This is a genomic window from Burkholderia cepacia (genome assembly GCF_029962485.1).
GTDB lineage: Bacteria > Pseudomonadota > Gammaproteobacteria > Burkholderiales > Burkholderiaceae > Burkholderia.
On record NZ_CP073637.1, the window covers coordinates 1318327 to 1337826 of the forward strand.

Sequence of the window (19500 nt, forward strand, 5' to 3'; positions counted from 1 at the left end):
CCGCGCGCGCCTGCCATTTCCGCTAGAAACTGATCGTCGCGGTGATCGTGTCGCTGTAGTTGCCGGGCGCGGGTGTGGTCTGCGCCGGCACCGCGCCGTACACGGTCACGACCTGCGACGTACCCGTGCCGACGCCCGTGACGGTCGAACTGCCGCTCGTGCCGTCGCCCCACGCGATCGAGCGTGCGGCATCCGTATAAAGCCCGTAATTGATCGTGCCGCCACCGCCGCTGCGCTGCATCTGGCGCGCGGTCACGCTGCCGGTGCCGCCACCGTTCAGCGCGATTTTCCACGCGTCGCCGTTCGTGCACTGCGCGGTGATCGAGCCGGTTGCCGTGAGCGCGCCGGACAGCACGCTCGCGGTGCCGAAGCTGACATTGGTCGCGCTGATGTTGCAGTTGTTGACCACGTTCGCCGTTGCGCTGAACGGGAAGGTGCCGTTCGACGCCGTCAACGACGCGCAGGTCGGCGCACCGAGCAGGTAGAACCCCGCGTTGATCGATGTCGTGTTGCCACCGAACGTCTGCGAATAGGTCGTCGTGTTGTTGCCCGTCGTCGGCACGGTCGGCTGGTTCGACGTGATCTGTCCGTAGATCGTGACCGTCGCGCTTGCGCTGGTGCCGAGCGCGGGTTTGACGAGCGTGACGGACGCGGGCGTCGTGCCGGAATACACGGAGCCCCATGCGACCGAATGGGCGGCATCCAGGTACAGGTCGTACTGCATCGCGTTGGTGCCGTTGACGAGGCTGCGCGGGCTCGTGCCGCCGAGATTCAGGCAGACGAGCACGTTCGGCGTCAGCGTGATGGCCGACCACGTACACGTGATGCTGACGGTGCCGGTCGCGGCGACCGACGCGCGCGAGATCGGGCTGACCGAGCCGAAGCTCACCGTCGACGCGGTGGCCGTGCAGGTCTCAGCCTGCGCGTGACGCGGTACGCCGCACCACGCCGCGATCGCCAGGACGAGCAGCAGCACGACCCTCATGGCGCCGCCCGGCAGGTGAGCGGGCCGACGGTCGGCAGCGTGCCGTTGCCGGGTGCGGTGAACGTGAATTCCGCGGCGCAGCGTTGCGTGCCGTAGTCGATCACGAGATGGTTGTCGTCCTTCAGCCCGTCGATGAACGTGAGCCCGTCGTAGCCGACGATCGTGTCCGCGCCGCTTTCGGCGTGATGCACGCGCGCGCCGGCCGGCAGCGGATTCCCGGCAGCGTCACGCAGGATCACCGATGCCCCGCGATAGCGCGACACGCCGAAATGCGCGACGACGCCCGATTGCGCCTGCGGCACGATCGTCATCGACGTGCGGGCGATCCGCGCATCGGCCGGCAGCTTCATCGAATCGATCGCCACCTGGTTGTTCTGGTACGCATTCAGGTCGGGCACGAGCAGATGCCCCGCGCGATCGGTCGTGCCGATCACGCGGTTCTCGTGCAGCACCGGGATGCCCGCGACGCCGTCGGTCGACACCAGTGCGAAGCCGTCGTCGATGCGGCGCGACAACTGCAGGCTGCTGTCCATCAACACGAGTGCGCCGCTGACGTCGAGCGACGCGCCGGTCTGCCGGTCGATGTTCTGCGCGGCCGCGATGACCTCGCCCGCACGGCCGAGATAGCGCAACTGCGCCTGCCGGTAGGGCACCGCGCCCGTGCCGCCGGTCTGCACGCCCCAGCCCCAGCCGCCGTCGTAGTCGGGCGGACGACTCGCGTCGACGCTGTAGTTCGACTGGCCGCGCTGGCGGCCGACGGTCGCGTTGATCGATGTGTTGCGGCCGAGCCCGATGTTCAGCGACACGAAGGCGCCGCTCGCGCCCTGCTGCGCGAAATCGCGGTACGCGCTGACGCTGACCGATGCGAGATCGCCGAAGCTCAGCGTGTACGACACGGTGCCGATCCGCGCACTCGGGCCTTGCGGCAGCCGGTAGCCGATATAGCTGAGCGACAGGGTCTGACGGTGCATGAACGGCAGCGCGAGCGTCGCCTGGTCGGTCGCCGACGGCACCGGCGCGCCGTCGCGCGATGCCAGATCGCCGTAGCGGCCGAATGCGCGGATCGTCTGCGCGTTGATCGAGAAGCGCGGTTCGATCAGCTGGTAGCCGACGCTCACCTGCGTGCCCGGATAGCGGCCGACGCTGCCCGCGACCGCGCCGCTCACGACGCCCGCGTAGCCGAGCCGCATCAGCGCGCCGACGCCGGCATTGAGTACGCCGCCGGTCGCCTCCGCATGCCCCTCGACGGTCAGCGCGTCGCTGACGCCGCGCCGCATCGAGCCGCTGACGGCCGGCCGCGCGTCGTAGTCGAACGACTGCAGCGCATAGTTGCGGCGCAGGAAGCCGGCTTCGAACGAATAGCTCGACAGCCCGGCCGAGAGCATGCGCGTATCGACGTAGAGCGGCACCGACGTCGCGACCGTGCGCCCGAGCGCGTCGCGCGTGATGACGGTCGCCTGGCCGGCGCCGGTGATGCCCGGCACGTCGTGGATGATGAACGGGCCGCTCGGTACGTTGCCGGTGTACTGCCGCACGTTGTTGATGTACAGGTCGACCGCCGACGGCACCGCGGCGGAGCCTGCGAGCGACGGAATCGGGAACGTCACGAGGTCCGGCCGCAGCGCGAAATTGCTGCGCCACTGGAAGCCGCCGAAGCGCACCGAGCGCGTCCACGCGAGCGATCCCGAGATCGCGTCGCCGATCTGCGTCGTGCTCGGTCGTGCAGGGTCCGAGCGGCTCCACGACGTATCGAAGCGCGTGTAGCGCCGCTGGCCGTTGTAGAAATACGCGGTGCCGGTGGTGTTGAACACGCCGTTCGGATCGAAGTAGCGTACGTCGGTGTAGAGCGAGAACTGCCGGTCGCCGATCGTCTGCGCGTACGCCTCGTAGTTGATCGCGAGCCCGCGCGACGCGGTGGCCGCCTGCGTGGCCGGCAATGCGCGGCTGTCGACCGCGTACGGGCGGCGCAGCGTGTCGGTCATCTGCAGGTCGACGCTCTGGCGCGCGGCGTCGTAGCGATAGTGCAGGCCGGGAATCGTGTCGAGCTCGACCGTCGCCGCGTCGGCGATGCCGAGCCGGTCGGTCGCGAAGCCGATCGTGCGCAGGTCGGCGCCGGTCGCGGACAGGTGGCCGTCGCGTTCGCGGAAATGCGCGAGCAGCGCCGTATTTTCGCCGTTGACGCTGACTTCGAGGATCACGTCGTGCGTGCTGTCGGTCATCACGAGTGCCGCCGGTTCGTCCGCGCGAGCACCGCCGGGCACGAGCAGGCGGCCAGCCACGACGGCCGCGAGCACGATGCGCCGGGTGCGTCGCGACGTTCCGCGTCCGTTGGCCAGGAGCGCGCCGGCGCGTGGCGAAGGGGAAGAGGCCGGGCGGCGCACCGGCGGGCTAGCCCGGCGGCTCCACCGCGACGACCGCGCTGGCCGGCTGCGAATTGACGGCCGCTCGCACCGTGACCTTGCCGCCGAGCGTGACGCCGGCCGGCAGCGGCACGCTCCACTGGCCCGTGCGGCCGGCGAGCGCATAGCCGAGCAGCCCGTGCGTGAGCGGGTACGCATGGCCGTCGCCGGTCACGAGCTCGACCGACGCCAGCTGCGCGCGCCGCGCGCCGCCGTTGCGCACGCGCAGCACCCAGCCGCCGTTGCTGCGCGCGAGCGCCCAGTCGAGCTGCGGCGCGCCGTTGGTCGGCGGTTCGACGAATACCGGAATCGAATAGCGCAGCCGGATCGACACGCCGTTGGTCGGCGTCTCGCCGGGCTGCGGCAGTTCGTCGATCAGCAGCCGGTAGCTCTGCTCGATGCCGGACGGCGTGCGCGATGTGCGCACGACGCGGATCAGCTGTTCGGACTGCGTGCCGACCTCGATCAGCGGCGGGCTCGCGACGAGGTCCTGCGTGGGCGTCAGCGTGTCCTGGCCGTCGGCCTGGTCCCACCGGAACACGCGCACCTGTCCGTAGACGGGCCGCTCGCCCGGATTGCGCAGCGTGATGCCGGTCGCCGTGTCGTCGGTACCGAATTCGATCGTGACGGGGGAGATCTGCAGCGACGCGGCGTGCGCGGCGCCGGCCGCGCACAGCAGCGCGGCGAGCGTTCGACGTAATGCGGTCATGCGATGCGGCGCCGGTCAGAAGTAGACGGTTGCGGTGACGGTCGTCTGATAGGTGTCCGGCTTCGGCGTGGCTTGCGCGGGCACCTGGCCGTAGACGGTCAGCGCCTGCGCGGAGCCCGAGCCGGTGCCGGCCACGGTGTTCGTGCCTTGCGTGTTGCCCCAGATCGTCGTGCGCCCGGCGTCCTGGTACAGCTGGAAGCCGACGGTCGTCGTCGTGTTGCCGGTCGACGTGCCGGCCATCAGGCGGCTCGCGACGCTCGACCCCGTGACCGTACCGGCATCGAGGCCGACGTTGTACGGCGTCGTGTTGGTGCAGGTGACGCTGACGGTCGTCTGCTGGTTGATCGCGGTAGCCAGCACACCGTTGGTCCCGAAGGCCAGCGGGTTCGCGGCGATCGTGCAGTTCGGCTGCAGCGTCAGCGTGACGTTGAACGTGGCGGTCGCAGTGCCGTTCGAATAGGTAGCGGCGTCGGCGGCGGGCGTCGAAAGGCCGATTGACAGCGCGAGCGACAATGTCGTTGAAGCGATGGCGACTTTCACCCTGATCCCTCATCGGTCGGTTTTTCATTGGATTTATGCCGCGCTCCGCCTGCCGCAGCATGGTAAATGCTGATACGAATCGATGAGTCTTTCAATCTTAAAGTTTGGGCTGTTTCATCTTGTTACAGTTTGGCCGAATAATGATTGAATAAAGCCGGAAAACATTACGCTTTTCGATTTTGTCATGCACAAGCAGGGCGGAATATTTTCCTGCGGTGCGGAAATTGCTGCGCGGTTCGTGCCGGGTGCGACTCGATTTTTCCGATTGATGTAGTGAATTGGATCGACTGGTGCGAAATGAATAATTAATGCGTGTCGCGAAATGAAAATGATGAAAGGTGAATCAATTCGGAAGACTGAGTCGATCTCGGAAATGCGTTAAGAGATTCAATTCGAGCGTTGAAGGAGGGTAGCGATTGGCGGGATTTTTCCCGATTGAGGAATCGGCGAATCCGGATTGACGGCTGAAAAAGAAAACGGCCGCATTGCGCGGCCGTGGGAGTCGGTACGTCGTATTGCCTGGCTTGCGATTACGAATTCGCGGTGGCCGGTGCGCGGCGGCGTTGCACGATCTGCAGCATGACGAGCGCAAGTCCGGCAGCGGCGATCAGTCCGCCGACGAGCGGCACGGCCGTGTAGCCGAAGCCTGCCGAGATCGCTGCACCGCCGGCAGCCGCGCCCACCGCATTGCCGAGGTTGAACGCACCGATGTTGACGGCGGACGCGAGGCCCGGTGCTTCGTGGGCGGCGCGCATCACGCGCATCTGCAGCGGCGGCACGACCGCGAACGTGGCGACACCCCACACGAGCAGCGTGACGGCGGCGCCGGCGTGCGTGCTGGCGAGCAGCGGGAACGCAGCCATCGTCGCGATCAGCAGCAGCAGGAAGCCGATCAGCGTGCCGTCGAGCGAACGGTCGGCGAGGCGGCCGCCCGCGATGTTGCCGATCGAGAAGCCGACGCCGATCAGCACGAGCATCGCGGTCACGAAGCCGGGCGTCGCGCCGGTCAGGTGTTCGAGCGTCGGTGCGACATACGTGTAGAGCGTGAACATCGCGCCGGCGCCGAGCACCGTCGTCCCGAGCGCGCCGAGCACGACCGGGCGCGTCAGCACCGAGAGTTCGGCGCGCAGATTGGGCATCTTGCCGGGTTCGCCCTTCGGCAGCGCGGCGAACAGGCCGGCGATCGCGATCAGGCCGAGGCCCGCGGTTGCCGCGAACGACATGCGCCAGCCGATGATCTGGCCGAGCCAGGTCGCGGCCGGCACGCCGCCGACGTTCGCGATCGTGAGGCCCATGAACATCGTCGCGACCGCGCTCGCCTGCTTTTCGCGCGGCACGAGGCTGGCCGCGACCACCGAGCCGAGCCCGAAGAACGCGCCGTGGTTGAGGCTCGTCACGAGGCGGGCGAGCAGCAGTGTCGTGTAGTCCGGTGCGACGGCCGACAGCAGGTTGCCGATCGTGAAGATCGACATCAGCGCGATCAGCGCCGAGCGGCGCGACCAGCGCGCGAGCAGCAACGTCATCAGCGGCGCGCCGACCATCACGCCGATCGCATACGCGCTGATCAGCATGCCGGCTTGCGGAATCGACACGTGCACGCCGTCGGCGATCACGGGCAGCAGGCCCATCGGCGAGAACTCGGTCGTGCCGATGCCGAACGCACCGGCGGCGAGCGCCAGCAGCGGCAGCGCGGCGCTGCCGCCCGGGCGGGAAGGAGAAGAAGTCGTGTTGTTCACGCGATGGGCTCCTGTAATCGAGGGGCAACGGCACGGGACCGTTGAGGACAGGACGAAGTGTGCCTGCATTACTTTTGTGGAAAAAGCCGCATGCGGGCGAAATTATCTTGATTTCATGTCAACAATACGGAGCGCGGGCGGCATGCCTGCGGGGCCCGTGGGCGTTGCGCCGGCGGGGCGGGCGAACGACGGTGTCTTTTGTGAAAGGCATTGGTAAGACGGAAGCCGGATTCTCGGGCCGTGAGCCGCGAGTCGGCGGCGGTTTGCGGCGGCCGGGGGCGTCCGGTGCGGCACGCCGGACGTTGTCCGGCGGCGGCCACGCGGCGACATGCGGCCGGGCGATTCGGGCCCGTCGCCCGGGCGCCTTCCATCACATGAAACAGGTATCGCGCAACAGCCGGAAACCCTTTACCGGCAATGCACAAGCGCAAAAAAGCCCCGACCACAGGGGGACCGTGACCGGGGCGGAAACGCATCCTCTCTTTGGCACGAGGGTTGGATGCGGGCGCAGTATATTTCGGCCCGCGACAATTCGAATCGGCGTTAAACGGCCGTTTTTGGTGCCAATTTAAGAATTCCGATGCCGCGGCATGAGTCGTCGGGATTTTGAAAGATTTTTCGCCGGCACGGCAGCCTCGTTTAGCGCGCTGAAGCAGCCGAAACGACGCATCGGCAGAGCGTGGATTCAACGCATCGCCGGTGGTGCGGATTGCGCTGCCTGATCGGGTACCGGGCGCCCCGTCGCCCGGTACCCGATCAGCCCGCGTCGCCGGCCGCATCGCGCACGGCCGCGAGAAATCGCGCGACGATCGGCGACGGTGCCGCCGCCGCGCCGTCGAACACGAATTCGATGTCGAAGCGGCTCGCGAGCTCGTCGAGCGCGACGAGCCTGACCGTGTGCGGGCAGGTCGGCGACGCGCTTTCCGGCACGAACGCGCAGCCCATCCCGGCCGCGACGAGGCCGATCAGCGTCGGGATGTCGCTGCCGACCTGCGCGATGCGCGGCGTGAAGCCGGCCTGCTGGCACTGCGCCATCAGGAACCGGTGGTGCGCGGCCGAGCGCTGCGCGTCGAACCAGACGAACGGTTCGTCCGCGACGTCGGCCAACGTGCGCGGCACGTTGAAGCGGCCGCCCGGCGGCGCGGGCATTGCGAGCACGAAGCGGTCGCTCAACAGCCGCACGCCCGACAGGTGCGGCGCCTCGTCGCGACGCCACGCCATGATCCCGGCATCGAGCTGGCCGCGCATCAGCGCGCTCGCCTGTTCGGCCGACAGCATCGGCGCGATCGACAGCTTCACGTCCGGGCACGCGTCGCGAAACGCCTTGAGCACGTTCGCGACGATCGGCAGCGGCAGACAGTTCGGCAGCGCGCCGAGCCGCAGTTCGCCGAGCTGGCCGGCCGCGCTGCGCAACGCGCGTTCACGGCTGTCCTGCAGTGTCGCGAGCAGGCTGGTCGCATCCTTCAGGAAGCTCGCGCCGGCCGCCGTGAGCGAGACGCCCGTCGCGCGGCGGATCAGCAGCGGCGTGCCGATCGCGTCCTCGAGTTCGCGGATCTGCCGCGACAGCGCGGGCTGGACGATGCCGGCCGCACGGGCGCCGGCCATCACGCTGCCGGCTTGCGCGACGGCCACGAAGTAGCGCAGGTGACGCAGTTCGATCTGGCGCATACGGTGTTCGTCCGGGTTCGTTGATATACCTGCGAAGCATAGCAAACGCCATTCGATGGTATTGGAAAGCATGGCGGACCTGCCGTACGATGACCGTCATTACCGCATGCGCTTGCTCGCGAGTCGCGTGCGCTTCCTCCGTTTCCACTGCACCCCGTCCCATGCCGCTTCATATCCCGACCCCTTATCTCCGCTCGCAAATCGCGTCCCGCCGGCTCGGCAGGACCATCCGGCTGAAACTCGATGCGCTGCAGCCGTCGGGCTCGTTCAAGCTGCGCGGCATCGGCGCCGTCTGCGAAGCACGGCACGCGGCCGGCGCGCGGCGATTCGTGTCGTCGTCGGGCGGTAACGCGGGCATCGCGGTCGCGTATTGCGGCCGCGAACTCGGCGTGCCGGTGCTCGTCGTCGTGCCGGAAAGCGCGTCGGCCCGCGCGCGCGAGCTGATTCGTGTCGAAGGCGCCGAGGTGGTCGTGCACGGCGCGAGCTGGGCCGAGGCGAACGCGTTTGCGCAGTCGGCGCTCGGCGAGCACGACGCGTTCGTTCACCCGTTCGACGATCCCGGGCTGTGGCGTGGCCACGCGACGATGATCGACGAGATGGCCGCGGCCGGCCAGAAGCCCGGTGCGGTCGTGCTCGCGGTCGGCGGCGGCGGGCTGCTGTGCGGCGTGCTCGAAGGGCTGGCGCGCAACGGCTGGCACGACGTGCCGGTCGTCGCGGCCGAAACGGAAGGCGCCGACTGTTATGCGCGGTCGGTCGCGCAGGGGCGCCCCGTCGAACTGGCCGCGATCGCGAGCATCGCGACGTCGCTCGGCGCGAAGCGGCCGTGCGATGCGGCGGTCGAATGGGCGACGCGGCACGAGATCCATCCCGTCGTCGTGTCCGATGCGCAGGCAGTGGCGGCGTCACTACAGTTTGTCGACGAACACCGGATCGTCGTCGAACCCGCGTGCGGTGCGGCGCTGGCAGCGCTCGAGCGGCCCGTGCCGGTGCTCGAGGCGGCGTCGGACATCGCGGTGATCGTCTGCGGCGGCGTGACGGCGTCCGTCGAATATCTGCAGACGCTGCGCGCGACATTGCGGTAAGGCGGGGAGCCGGCGGGCAGGGCGGTCACGCCCTCGGATGGCGGAAGCTGCTGCGGTGAACGACGTGGAAGGTGTGCGTTTCGTCGCGCCGAGCCGTGTGCGGCCGGCCGCGACGATACTGGCGTTCGGTCAGTTCGCGGCCGGTGCGCTCGCGCCGGACGGCGCCGACGATGCGACAGGATTGGCGATGGCCGGCGCCGACGATGTGACAGGATTGGCGGTGGCTGGCGCGGGCGATGCGCTCGACGGTGCGGATGCCGATGCGGGTGCGGAGGTGGCGGATGCAGGCGCGGGCACGGCCGATGCCGGTTTGGCAGCGGCCGGAACCGAAACGGCGGGCGCCGATGCCGCGACGGCAGGCGTTGCAGCCGGGCTGGAAGCCGATGCGGGCGCGGAAACCGGCGCGGCAGTCGAAGCCGATGCAGGCGCGGAAACCGGCGCGACAGTCGAAGCCGGTGCGGGCACGGAACCGGAAGCCGCCGCCGCTGCAGCAGCCGACTGCGAACCAGACGCCGCTACCGGCGCGGCAGCTCGCATCGCAGCCGGTACGGCGACAGCCGACGCCGCGCCAGGCACGGCATTCGCACCCGACTCGGGCGCGATACCGGGCACTGACAGCGGTACGGGTGCCGCAGGCGGCGTCGGCACGACCGGCGTCGTCATCTTCATCGGTTCGCCTTGCGGCGTCGGCGCGGGTTCGGGCAGCGGCGTGACGGCTTCCTTCTCGGCGGCCTTCACGGTTGCGCGATCGCGGCGCGCCGGGTCGATCTTCAGGAAATGGTCGACGAGATTGAAGAAGCGTTCATAGAACACGCCGGCCGGAATGGTCTCGCTCGCGGTCTTGACGAGCGCATCGTCGCTCGATCCGATCGGCAGCGACAGCGAGCCGAACACACTCAAGCCGACGCTGGCCGACGTATTCGACTTCTTCAGCGTGTAGCGGTCCTGCACGGCGTTCACGTACGCGATGCTCGACGTGCCATCGGCATTCGCATCCGCGCACACGACGTGAAATTCGATCACGACGTGCATGTCGTTGTTCGGCTGGAAGTTCTTGCTGCCGTCGACCGCGTCATTACGCGATGACGACACCACATAACCCTGGCTCAGCAGCGCGCGCCGCGCGGCCTCGCAGGTCGCGTCGGATTTCGAGTGGAACGTATGCGCATACGGGCTGCTGGTCGCGTCGAACTGTTCCTGCTGGTAGATCGGCTTGGGCGGCGACGAGCACGCCGCCAGCACGGTCGCGGCCGCGAGCGCGCACGAAACGGAAAACAGGCGAAATCGGTTGTGCATGGCGTCTTTCAGAAGGCTTGGCGAGAGGCCGCGCAACGGCGGCGCCTGGATGAGGCGTGCGGCAATCTCGTAAGGCCGGGGCGTCATTATAGTTTCGTTTGATGTCGCGCTCGCTTCAGTCGGCCGGCGCAACGCGCGCCGCGGCCAGCAATTGCGACGCCAGCGGATGATGCTCGCCGCGCCGCGAGCGGATCGCGTGGATCTCTTCGGTCACGTCGCCCGCGCGCCCCAGCCGCCGCAGCCCGCGCAGCAGCGACGCATCGTTCGCGCCAAGTTCGCTCAGCGGAAACACACCGAGGCCGCGCGCCGCGAACACGGCCATCAGTGCGCTGTCCTCGAATTCGCCGGCCACGCGCGGCACGATCCGCTCGCCTTCCAGCCACAGGTCCAGGCGTGCGCGCAGCGCCGAGTGCGCGGTCGGCAGCAGCACGGGCAGGTCGGCCAGGCAATGCGGAAAGCGCTGCCGAGCGGCCGGCGTGACGAGCGCCGCGGGCCCGTACCAGTCGACCGGCGACGCGACGAGCCGCTCGCTCGTCACGCGCAGGTTCGACCCCGACGGCGCACCCTGGCCGGCCAGCACGAGATCGAGGTGATGCAGCGCGAGTTCCGCCAGCAGCGCATCGTGCTCGCCCTCGTGGCACAGCAGTCGCAGCGTGGGCGTGTCGAGCACGGGGGCAAGGATCGCGTGCGCGGCGAGCTTCGAAATGCCGTCGGCGAGCCCGACCGCGAGCCTCACGGTCGGCTGGCTGGCCGCCGCGCGCACTTCGTCGGGAATCAGCCGCCCCATCTCGAAGATGACCTCCGCACGCGCAAACGCGGCCTGGCCCGCGTCGGTCATCGTGACGCCGCGCCCCGCCGGGCGCAGTAATTGGTGCCCGAGCGACTTCTCGAGCTCGCGCACCTGCGCGCTGATCGTCTGCACGGCCATGTCGAGCCGCCCGGCCGCGCGCGCGAAGCCGCCTTCCTTCACGACGACCCAGAAGTAGTACAGATGTCGGAAATTGAGCATCGGATCAATATATCGTAAAAACCGAACCTAAAGTCAGATTCTCTCTGATTTTTCCGAAGTTCGGGGCGGCATATCATCTGGCTTTCCACTTTCGTATCGGCCCATTTCATGGACTACCTGCTGACGCTTGCCGCCGACCCCGCCGTCTGGGCCGCGCTCCTGACGCTCGTCGTGATGGAAGTCGTGCTCGGCATCGACAACCTGATCTTCATCTCGATCCTCAGCAACAAGCTGCCCGAAGCGCAGCGCGCCCGCACGCAGCGCCTCGGCATCGCGCTCGCGCTGGTGATGCGCCTGGCGCTGCTCGGCAGCGTCGCGTGGATCGCGAGCCTCACCGAACCCGTGTTCACGCTGTTCGACCATGCGTTCTCGTGGCGCGACATGATCCTGCTGTCCGGCGGCCTGTTCCTCGTGTGGAAGGCGACCACCGAGATCCATCACCACGTATCGCACGATGGCGACGGCGCGGGCGGGGCGGGCGGTGCGGCCGGCCTGACGGTGTGGGCCGCGATCGGCCAGATCGTGATGCTCGACATCGTGTTCTCGATCGACAGCATCGTGACCGCGATCGGCATGACCGAGCACATTCCGATCATGTTCGTCGCCGTGATCGTCGCCGTGGCCGTGATGCTGTTCGCGGCACAGCCGCTTGCACGCTTCATCGACCGCAACCCGACGATCGTGATGCTGGCGCTGTCGTTCCTGGTCGTGATCGGCATGACGCTGATCGCCGAAGGTTTCGGTTCGCACGTGCCGAAGGGTTACATCTACGCGGCAATGGCGTTCTCGGCATTCGTCGAGGGCATGAACATGCTGGCGCGGCGTGCGAAGGCGAAGCGCGCGGCACACGTGGAAGGCGACTGAGCCACCGCGCGTGACGCCGGCTGCCGCGGCGGCCGGCGCGCGCGCCTCATACGGAATCCAGACGAAATTCGCACGGAAAGGAGAAACGCGATGAAATGCCCTGTCTGCAAGACGCCCGACCTGCTGATGGCCGAGCGCCAGTCGATCGAGATCGACTACTGCCCGACGTGCCGCGGCGTGTGGCTCGATCGCGGTGAGCTCGACAAGCTGATCGCCCGCGAAACTGGCGATGCGCCGGCCCGCCGCGACGATGCGCCGGCTCAGCACAATACGCAGGCGCCGCGCGGTCGCGACGATGGCTGGGGGCGCGACGGCCGCTCGCACGACGATCGTTACCGGCACGACGGTCAGCGTCGCAAGAAGTCGGTGTTCGACCTGTTCGATTTCGATTGAATCCGGATGCGGCGTGCCTGTACGGGCGCCGGCCGATTCAGGAAAAAGCCCCGCCCGGCATCGCGCCGGGCGGGGCTTTTTCTTGCGCGTCGCCTCGCGTCATGTCGCGTTGCGACACGCGCCAACGCCTACGCGTTGCCGGCCGTGACGTCGATACGGCGCGGGCGTGTTTCTTCGCGGCGTGGAATCGTCAGCGTCAGCACGCCGTCGCGCAGGTTCGCGTCGATCCGCGACGTGTCGAGGTCGGGACTCAGCACGAATGTGCGTGCATAGCGTGTCGCGCGCACTTCGGCATGCCGCACGCGCAGGTCGGGCGGCGTGTCGACGTGTGTGTCGGCTTCGATCGTCAGCGTGTTGTCGTGCACCTTCACGTCGAGGTTCTCGCGCGGCACGCCGGGCAGGTCGGCCCGCAGCGTGACGCCGCGATTGTTCTCGACGATGTCGACGGTCGGCGTGATCGCGGGCCGGCGCGCGGCCTCGGCGGCGGCAGGGTGAACGGTATTCGTTTGGCGTTCGGCCAGGGTCGGATTCGTATTCATGTCGGTATCCTGAAGATTACTGAACGGTGATCGCACGCGGCTTCGAGGCTTCGCGCCGGCCGACGCGTATCAGCAGGCAGCCGTTTTCGTAGCGCGCGCTGACCTGGTCGGGATCCGCGTCGCGCGGCAGTTCGACGACGCGGCGGAATGCGCCGTGAAAGCGCTCCTGCGCGTAGGTGCGTACGTTTTCGTCTTCGTCTTCGTCTTCGCCTTCGGCACGCGGCGCCGGCTTGCGCTCGCCGCTGATCGTCAGCAAGTCCTTGTCGATCGACACGTCGAATTCGCCCGCGGCCATGCCGGGTGCGAACGCAACGATCTCGATGGCTTCGTCGGTGGCGCCGACGTTGAGTGCCGGGAACACGCCATGCCGCACCGCACGGATGCCGGTCGGGCGTTCGCCGAGCAGATTGGCCACTTGCCGCTGCACGCGGGCGAAATCGTCGAACAGGTCGTTGCCGAAATGGATACCGCTCATGTTGGTCCTCCTGAACAGGGAACGCGGGAGACGTGACGGCGCGACGCCTGCGGCGGGCGCGACGGGTGGCTCCACTGGATCGAAACGGGGGCAGTGCAACGGATGAAGCACGGCCCGACGACGAGTAATTAGTGGCCGTCATCACGCATTTCAAGAGGGAATCTGCAATCTGCGTCAACGCATGCGCACAGGATTCGATGCGACAATCGCCGCGAGATATCTGCAGACCAACCACACGGGACAACCATGGACATTCGACGTATCGCGATCGTCGGCGCCGGCGTGATCGGCGCAAGCTGGGCGGCTTTCTATCTGACGCAGGGTTTCGACGTCGTCGCGACCGATCCGGCGCCGCAAGCGGACGCGCGACTGCGCGACGCGCTGGCCGCGTTTCTCGGCGAGCGGGCCGCCGAACTGTCCGCGCGACTGTCGTTCGACGCCGATCTCGTGCGCGCGCTCGACGGCGTCGATTTCGTGCAGGAGAACGGCCCCGAACGACTGGACCTGAAGCGCGCGCTGTATTGCCAGATGGACGACGTGCTGCCGGCGCACGTTCCGATCGCATCGAGCTCGTCGGGCCTGAAGATGTCCGACATCCAGACCGCATGCGCGAAGCATCCGGAGCGCTGCCTGATCGCGCATCCGTTCAATCCGCCGCACCTGATTCCGCTCGTCGAGCTGGTCGGCGGCGACGCGACCGGCCAGGATGTGATCGCGCGCGTGAAGGCGTTCTACGATGCGCTCGGCAAGCAGACGATCGTCCTCAACAAGGAGATGACCGGGCACGTCGCGAACCGGCTCGCGGCCGCGCTGTTCCGCGAGGTGTATCACCTCGTCGGCGAAGGCGTCGTGAGTGTCGCCGACGCGGACAAGGCCGTCGCATGGGGGCCCGGCCTGCGCTGGGGGCTGATGGGGCAGTGCCTGACCTATCACCTCGGCGGTGGCGCGGGCGGGATCGAGCACTTCCTCGAACACCTGTCGGGGCCGATCACGAGCTGGTGGGACGACCTAGGCACGCCTTCGTTCGATCCGGACGTCGATCGCAAGCTGAACGACGAATTGCGCGCGATCCAGGGCGAGCGCTCGATGCAGGAGCTGGCGGCCGAGCGCGACCGTTTGCTCGTCGAGCTGATTGACGCGCGGCGGCGCAGCTTCCTGCCGTGAGCGCGCCGCGGCGGAGCGTTTCGGTCGGGCCGCGATCGGTCGGGCCGCGCTCGGCTACTGCTGCGCTGCCGTTTGCGGTACCTGCGGCGTCTGGGCAAGCCACGAGGGGCTCGCGGCCTGCACGAGCTCACGGTTGCGCGCACGCGTTGCGGCATTCGGCGGGTAGTTGCCGTCGTTCGTCGGCAGTTCGCCGTCGAGATAGGCCTGCTTGAGCTGGGCGATGACTTCCGCGCGCGTCAGGCCCTGTTCAGGCGCAGCGGTATCGGTCTGGGCAAAGGCGGGGGACAGCAGGGCGGCTGCAGCGGTCGCGACGACGAATCGCAAGACGTTCATGGCGTGCTCCGATCAAGGGGACGGGACACCGGATGCGCGCGGCGGCTGGCCGTGCGTTCCGATGGGTCCCATTGTCGCGAGCGGGTGCTGCGCGGACGATGACGCGTTCCGGGCAAAGCTGTCAGGTGCGGGCGCGGCCGTGCATGCATGCGGCGCGCCCGGTGCGGTTACAACTCGGCCGCCGCCGTGATCAGCGTTGCTTCGAGCGCGAGCGTCGAACGCGACGCGGCCGCCGGCCGGTCGATCACGTATTCGAGTTCGCCGAGTTCGGGCAGCCCCGCGTCGAGCCGCGCGAGCCCGGCCGGGATCACGTAGCCGGCGAACGCGCTGACGCCGAGCCCCGCGCTCGCGGCCGCACGCAACACCGCGACGCTGCTGCTGACCACCGCGATCCGGTATGGCCGCCCGACGGCCTCGAGCGATTCGAGCACGCGGCGGCGCGACACGCTCGGTTCCGGATGCATCGCGAGCGGCAGCACGGTTTCATGGCCGGTGATGCGCGATTCGGGGCCGGTGCACCAGTACAGCGGTTCGCTGCGGATCACGCGGCCGCGCCGGCTGCCCGCGATGCGCTTCGCGAACACGAGATCGTGCCGGCCTTCGTCGAGCGCGTCGAACAGGTCGCCCGACAGCCCGGTCGAGATCGCGAGCTCGACCTCCGGATTGCGCTGCACGAAGCTCGCGAGCGCGGCCGTCAGGTGCGCCGACGCGAAATCTTCCGACATCGCGAGCCGCACCTTGCCCGACAGCGGCGGCCCGCACACCGACGTGACGGCTTCGTCCATCAGTTCGAGGATGCGCACTGCGTAGCGGAACAGCGCGTCGCCGTGCTGCGACAGGTGCACGTTGCGCGTGTCGCGCTCGAACAGCGGCCGGTCGAGCAGCTCCTCAAGGCGGCGGATATGCTGGCTGACGGTCGACTGCGACAGGCTCACACGCTCGGACGCGGCGGTGAAGCTGCCGGACTGGGCGACGGCGACGAAGCTGCGCAGCAGCTCGGGCGGTAACGGACGCATTGCTAAATCCACTGAATCGGTTTCGACAACTTCATAAATGGCCGGATGGTGCGGCGCTAGTATCGGATCACGCGCCGGTGCGTGCCCGCAACGGGGCGCACCGGGCGCGTAGCCCGCGTCGTGCCGGCGGCTGCATCGTTCAGTCTACGGCATCCGGCGTCCGGCCCGAAACCGCATCATCCTATCGACCGCCCGAGAACAGGCCCGCCAGACGGGCCGCCGGGCCGCGGTGCACCGCCGCAGGAGACAAGTCCGCGCACGGGATCGGCGTGCGGGGCCGGTTCCTGCACGCGTCCGGCGCCCGTCACGAAGAGACTGGAGACGACTCATGATCATCTACGGAACAGCGCTGCTGGCGTTCTGCCACCTGGCCGGACTGTTTCTCGGCGACCTGCTGGGCAGCGCAATCGGCGTGAAGACCAACGTCGGCGGCGTCGGCATCGCGATGCTGCTGCTGATCTGCCTGCGCCTGTGGCTGCACCGGCGCGGCTGGATGCCGAAGGAAACCGAGGCCGGCGTCGGTTTCTGGGGCGCGATGTACATTCCCGTCGTCGTCGCGATGGCCGCGAACCAGAACGTCGTCGCCGCGCTGAAGGGCGGCCCCGTCGCGCTGCTCGCCGCCGTCGGCGCGGTTGCGATCTGCGCATGCTGCATCGCGGTACTCGTGCGCACCGGGCGCGACGACACGGCCTTCGCGGGCGTGCCGCAATTCGAAGAACAGTAACGGAGGCCGCCATGCTGCAGATGCTCGAAAAAACCGTCGCCCACAACGGGCTCGTCGCGTCGTTCGCGCTGGTCGGCCTGATCATGTGGCTGTCGTCGATCGCATCCCGCAAGCTCACGTTCGGCCGCGTGCACGGCTCCGCGATCGCGATCGTGATCGGCCTCGCGCTCGCGTACGTCGGCGGCGCGTTCACCGGCGGCGAGAAGGGGATCGCCGACGTCCCGCTGTTCGCGGGCGTCGGCCTGATGGGCGGCGCGATGCTGCGCGATTTCGCGATCGTCGCGACCGCGTTCGAAGTGCAGCCGACCGAGGCACGCAAGGCCGGGCTCGTCGGCGTCGTGTCGCTGCTGCTCGGCACCGTGCTGCCGTTCATCGTCGGCGCTTGCATCGCGCGGGCATTCGGCTACACCGACGCGGTCAGCATGACGACGATCGGCGCGGGCGCCGTCACCTACATCGTCGGGCCCGTCACCGGCGCGGCGATCGGCGCGAGTTCCGACGTGATCGCGCTGAGCATCGCGACCGGGCTCGTGAAGGCGATCATCGTGATGGTCGGTACGCCCGTCGCGGCGAACTTCATGGGCCTGAAGACGCCGCGTTCTGCGATGATCTTCGGCGGCCTTGCGGGCACCGTCAGCGGCGTGAGCGCGGGGCTCGCCGCGACCGACCGCCGGCTCGTCCCGTACGGCGCGCTGGTCGCGACCTTCCACACGGGCGTCGGCTGCCTGCTCGGGCCGTCGGTGCTGTACTTCGCGACGCGCGCGCTGGTCGGCGCGTAGCGCGCTGCGAGGCGGCCCGCGCGTGCGGGCCGCATCCATCGCGGCGTCCTCTGAGTCGCATTCGTCAACATCATCAATCGGCGGCGGCGCCAGGCTTAGAATGCCGCTGAACCATCGAAGCGGGAGAACTGTTCATGACGGGATGGAATCACGCGCGGCAGGCGCGCGATGCACGGCTCGCGGCCGGTGCGCGTTTCGCGCAAGGCAAGCGGGTCGATGCGCGCGACACCGTCGCGTTGCTCGAAGCGGTGCTGCGGCCCGGCGACCGCGTCTGCCTCGAAGGCGACAACCAGAAGCAGGCCGACCTGCTCGCGACGGCGCTCGCCGACGTCGACAGCGCGAAGATCCACGACCTGCACATGGTGCAGTCGGGCGTCGTGCTGCCCGAGCATCTCGACGTGTTCGAGCGCGGCATCGCGAAGCGTCTCGACTTTGCGTATTCGGGCCCGCAGTCGCAGCGCATCGCGAAGCTGCTGTTCGGCGGCAAGATCGCGCTCGGCGCGGTGCACACCTATCTCGAGCTGTTCGCGCGCTACTTCATCGACCTCACGCCTCAGGTCGCGCTGATCGCCGCGGTCAGCGCCGATCGCGACGGCAACCTGTACACGGGCCCGAACACCGAAGACACGCCGACCGTCGTCGAGGCGACCGCGTTCAAGGACGGCGTCGTGATCGCGCAGGTCGACCGCATCGTCGACAAGGTGCCGCGCGTCGACATTCCCGGCGATCGCGTGCATTTCGTCGTCGAGGCCGGCCGGCCGTTCTACGTCGAGCCGCTGTTCACGCGCGATCCGGCCGCGATCACCGAAACGCAGATCCTCACCGCGATGCTCGCGATCAAGGGCATCTACGAGCCGTACGGCATCAAGCGCCTGAATCACGGGATCGGCTTCAACACGGCCGCGATCGAGCTGCTGTTGCCGACCTACGGCGAGAAGCTCGGGCTGAAGGGCAAGGTCTGCTCGCACTGGGCGCTCAATCCGCACCCGACGCTGATTCCCGCGATCGAGTCGGGCTGGGTCGAGCAAATCCATTGCTTCGGCTCGGAAGTCGGGATGGACGACTACATCCGTGCGCGTTCCGACATATGGTTCACGGGCCCCGACGGGTCGCTGCGCTCGAATCGCGCGTTCTGCCAGACGGCCGGCCTCTATGCGTGCGACATGTTCATCGGCTCGACGCTGCAGATCGACCTGTCCGGCCATTCGTCGACGGTCACGGCCGAGCGGATCGCCGGCTTCGGCGGCGCACCGAACATGGGCAGCGACGCACGCGGCCGGCGGCATCCGAGCGAGCCGTGGCTGAAGGCCGGCGCGGAAGCCGACCCCGATACACCGGCGGCGCTCAGGCGCGGCCGCAAGCTCGTCGTGCAGATCGGCGAGACGTTCGGCGACAAGAACGTGCCGATGTTCGTCGAGAAGCTCGACGCGCTGAAGCTCGCCGACAAGCTGCAGCTCGACCTTGCGCCGATCATGGTCTATGGCGACGACGTCACGCACATCGTCACCGAGGAAGGCATCGCGAACCTGCTGATGTGCCGCGACAAGGACGAACGCGAGCATGCGATCCGCGGCGTCGCCGGCTATACGGAGATCGGCCGCGGCCGCGACCGGAAGATGGTCGAGCGGCTGCGCGAGCGTGGCGTGATCCGCCGCCCGGAGGATCTCGGCATCGATCCGCTCGACGCCGACCGCCGCTGGCTCGCCGCGCGTTCGATCAAGGATCTCGTGCACTGGTCGGGTGGCCTCTATGCGCCGCCGGCCCGGTTCCGCAACTGGTGAGGAAGAGG

Annotated in this window: 19 protein-coding genes; 7 read left to right on the top strand and 12 right to left on the bottom strand. The window is 68.3% G+C overall.

Features of this window, described 5'->3' with window-relative positions:
* Window positions 1–22 precede the first annotated feature (22 nt).
* The 6 genes from KEC55_RS06125 to KEC55_RS06150 form a co-directional block, all read right to left on the bottom strand.
* The gene (locus KEC55_RS06125) at window positions 23–985 is read right to left on the bottom strand and encodes a Csu type fimbrial protein (RefSeq protein WP_282507150.1); all 963 of its coding nucleotides are present in this window, start codon (window positions 983–985) and stop codon (window positions 23–25) included.
* Complete coding sequence (locus tag KEC55_RS06130) at window positions 982–3366, bottom strand: fimbria/pilus outer membrane usher protein (RefSeq protein WP_282507151.1); 2385 nt, start codon at window positions 3364–3366, stop codon at window positions 982–984. The genes KEC55_RS06125 and KEC55_RS06130 overlap by 4 nt, the downstream gene beginning before the upstream one ends.
* Before the next feature lie 7 nt (window positions 3367–3373).
* A complete protein-coding gene (locus KEC55_RS06135; RefSeq protein WP_282507152.1) occupies window positions 3374–4093 on the bottom strand; it encodes a fimbrial biogenesis chaperone in 720 nt (239 codons plus the stop codon).
* 15 nt (window positions 4094–4108) lie between these two features.
* A complete protein-coding gene (locus KEC55_RS06140) occupies window positions 4109–4594 on the bottom strand; it encodes a Csu type fimbrial protein (RefSeq protein WP_432626290.1) in 486 nt (161 codons plus the stop codon).
* Between the two features lie 569 nt (window positions 4595–5163).
* The gene (locus KEC55_RS06145) at window positions 5164–6369 is read right to left on the bottom strand and encodes an MFS transporter (RefSeq protein WP_282507153.1); all 1206 of its coding nucleotides are present in this window, start codon (window positions 6367–6369) and stop codon (window positions 5164–5166) included.
* Window positions 6370–7125: 756 nt separating this feature from the next.
* Complete coding sequence (locus tag KEC55_RS06150) at window positions 7126–8037, bottom strand: LysR family transcriptional regulator (RefSeq protein ID WP_282507154.1); 912 nt, start codon at window positions 8035–8037, stop codon at window positions 7126–7128.
* Window positions 8038–8198: 161 nt separating this feature from the next.
* Here KEC55_RS06150 and KEC55_RS06155 point away from each other — a divergent pair, with 161 nt between their 5' ends.
* Window positions 8199–9119, top strand: a complete 921-nt coding sequence (locus KEC55_RS06155; RefSeq protein WP_282507155.1) for a pyridoxal-phosphate dependent enzyme — start codon at window positions 8199–8201, stop codon at window positions 9117–9119.
* Between the two features lie 129 nt (window positions 9120–9248).
* Here the strand turns inward: KEC55_RS06155 and KEC55_RS06160 are convergent, their stop codons facing one another.
* Window positions 9249–10415 carry a DUF2242 domain-containing protein gene (locus KEC55_RS06160; protein ID WP_282507156.1) on the bottom strand — a complete coding sequence of 389 codons (1167 nt, stop codon included), beginning with the start codon at window positions 10413–10415 and terminating at the stop codon, window positions 9249–9251.
* Between the two features lie 115 nt (window positions 10416–10530).
* Entirely contained in the window at window positions 10531–11424 is an 894-nt protein-coding gene (locus tag KEC55_RS06165; protein ID WP_282507157.1) for a LysR family transcriptional regulator, read from the bottom strand.
* Between the two features lie 108 nt (window positions 11425–11532).
* Here KEC55_RS06165 and KEC55_RS06170 point away from each other — a divergent pair, with 108 nt between their 5' ends.
* Entirely contained in the window at window positions 11533–12288 is a 756-nt protein-coding gene (locus KEC55_RS06170; protein ID WP_282507158.1) for a TerC family protein, read from the top strand.
* A gap of 90 nt (window positions 12289–12378) precedes the next feature.
* Window positions 12379–12681, top strand: a complete 303-nt coding sequence (locus KEC55_RS06175) for a zf-TFIIB domain-containing protein (protein ID WP_282507159.1) — start codon at window positions 12379–12381, stop codon at window positions 12679–12681.
* A gap of 128 nt (window positions 12682–12809) precedes the next feature.
* Here KEC55_RS06175 and KEC55_RS06180 read toward each other — a convergent pair whose 3' ends face one another.
* Complete coding sequence (locus KEC55_RS06180) at window positions 12810–13220, bottom strand: Hsp20/alpha crystallin family protein (protein WP_282507160.1); 411 nt, start codon at window positions 13218–13220, stop codon at window positions 12810–12812.
* Window positions 13221–13236: 16 nt separating this feature from the next.
* Window positions 13237–13695, bottom strand: a complete 459-nt coding sequence (locus KEC55_RS06185; RefSeq protein WP_282507161.1) for an Hsp20/alpha crystallin family protein — start codon at window positions 13693–13695, stop codon at window positions 13237–13239.
* A 246-nt stretch (window positions 13696–13941) separates the two neighbouring features.
* On the opposite strand from KEC55_RS06185, the gene KEC55_RS06190 reads away from it, so the two are divergent.
* Entirely contained in the window at window positions 13942–14859 is a 918-nt protein-coding gene (locus tag KEC55_RS06190; RefSeq protein WP_282507162.1) for a 3-hydroxyacyl-CoA dehydrogenase NAD-binding domain-containing protein, read from the top strand.
* 54 nt (window positions 14860–14913) lie between these two features.
* Here KEC55_RS06190 and KEC55_RS06195 read toward each other — a convergent pair whose 3' ends face one another.
* Together KEC55_RS06195 and KEC55_RS06200 are read right to left on the bottom strand one after the other, a co-directional pair.
* Window positions 14914–15192 (bottom strand): DUF4148 domain-containing protein, encoded by a 279-nt coding sequence (locus tag KEC55_RS06195; RefSeq protein ID WP_282507163.1) that lies wholly within the window; start codon window positions 15190–15192, stop codon window positions 14914–14916.
* Window positions 15193–15359: 167 nt separating this feature from the next.
* Entirely contained in the window at window positions 15360–16208 is an 849-nt protein-coding gene (locus tag KEC55_RS06200) for a LysR substrate-binding domain-containing protein (RefSeq protein WP_282507164.1), read from the bottom strand.
* 328 nt (window positions 16209–16536) lie between these two features.
* Between KEC55_RS06200 and madL the strand changes: the two genes are divergently transcribed.
* From madL to mdcA, 3 genes are all read left to right on the top strand, one after another.
* The gene (madL, locus tag KEC55_RS06205; protein WP_059235074.1) at window positions 16537–16932 is read left to right on the top strand and encodes a malonate transporter subunit MadL; all 396 of its coding nucleotides are present in this window, start codon (window positions 16537–16539) and stop codon (window positions 16930–16932) included.
* Between the two features lie 11 nt (window positions 16933–16943).
* Window positions 16944–17711 (top strand): malonate transporter subunit MadM, encoded by a 768-nt coding sequence (gene madM / locus KEC55_RS06210; RefSeq protein WP_176046978.1) that lies wholly within the window; start codon window positions 16944–16946, stop codon window positions 17709–17711.
* A gap of 134 nt (window positions 17712–17845) precedes the next feature.
* The gene (mdcA, locus tag KEC55_RS06215; protein ID WP_282507165.1) at window positions 17846–19492 is read left to right on the top strand and encodes a malonate decarboxylase subunit alpha; all 1647 of its coding nucleotides are present in this window, start codon (window positions 17846–17848) and stop codon (window positions 19490–19492) included.
* Window positions 19493–19500 lie beyond the last annotated feature (8 nt).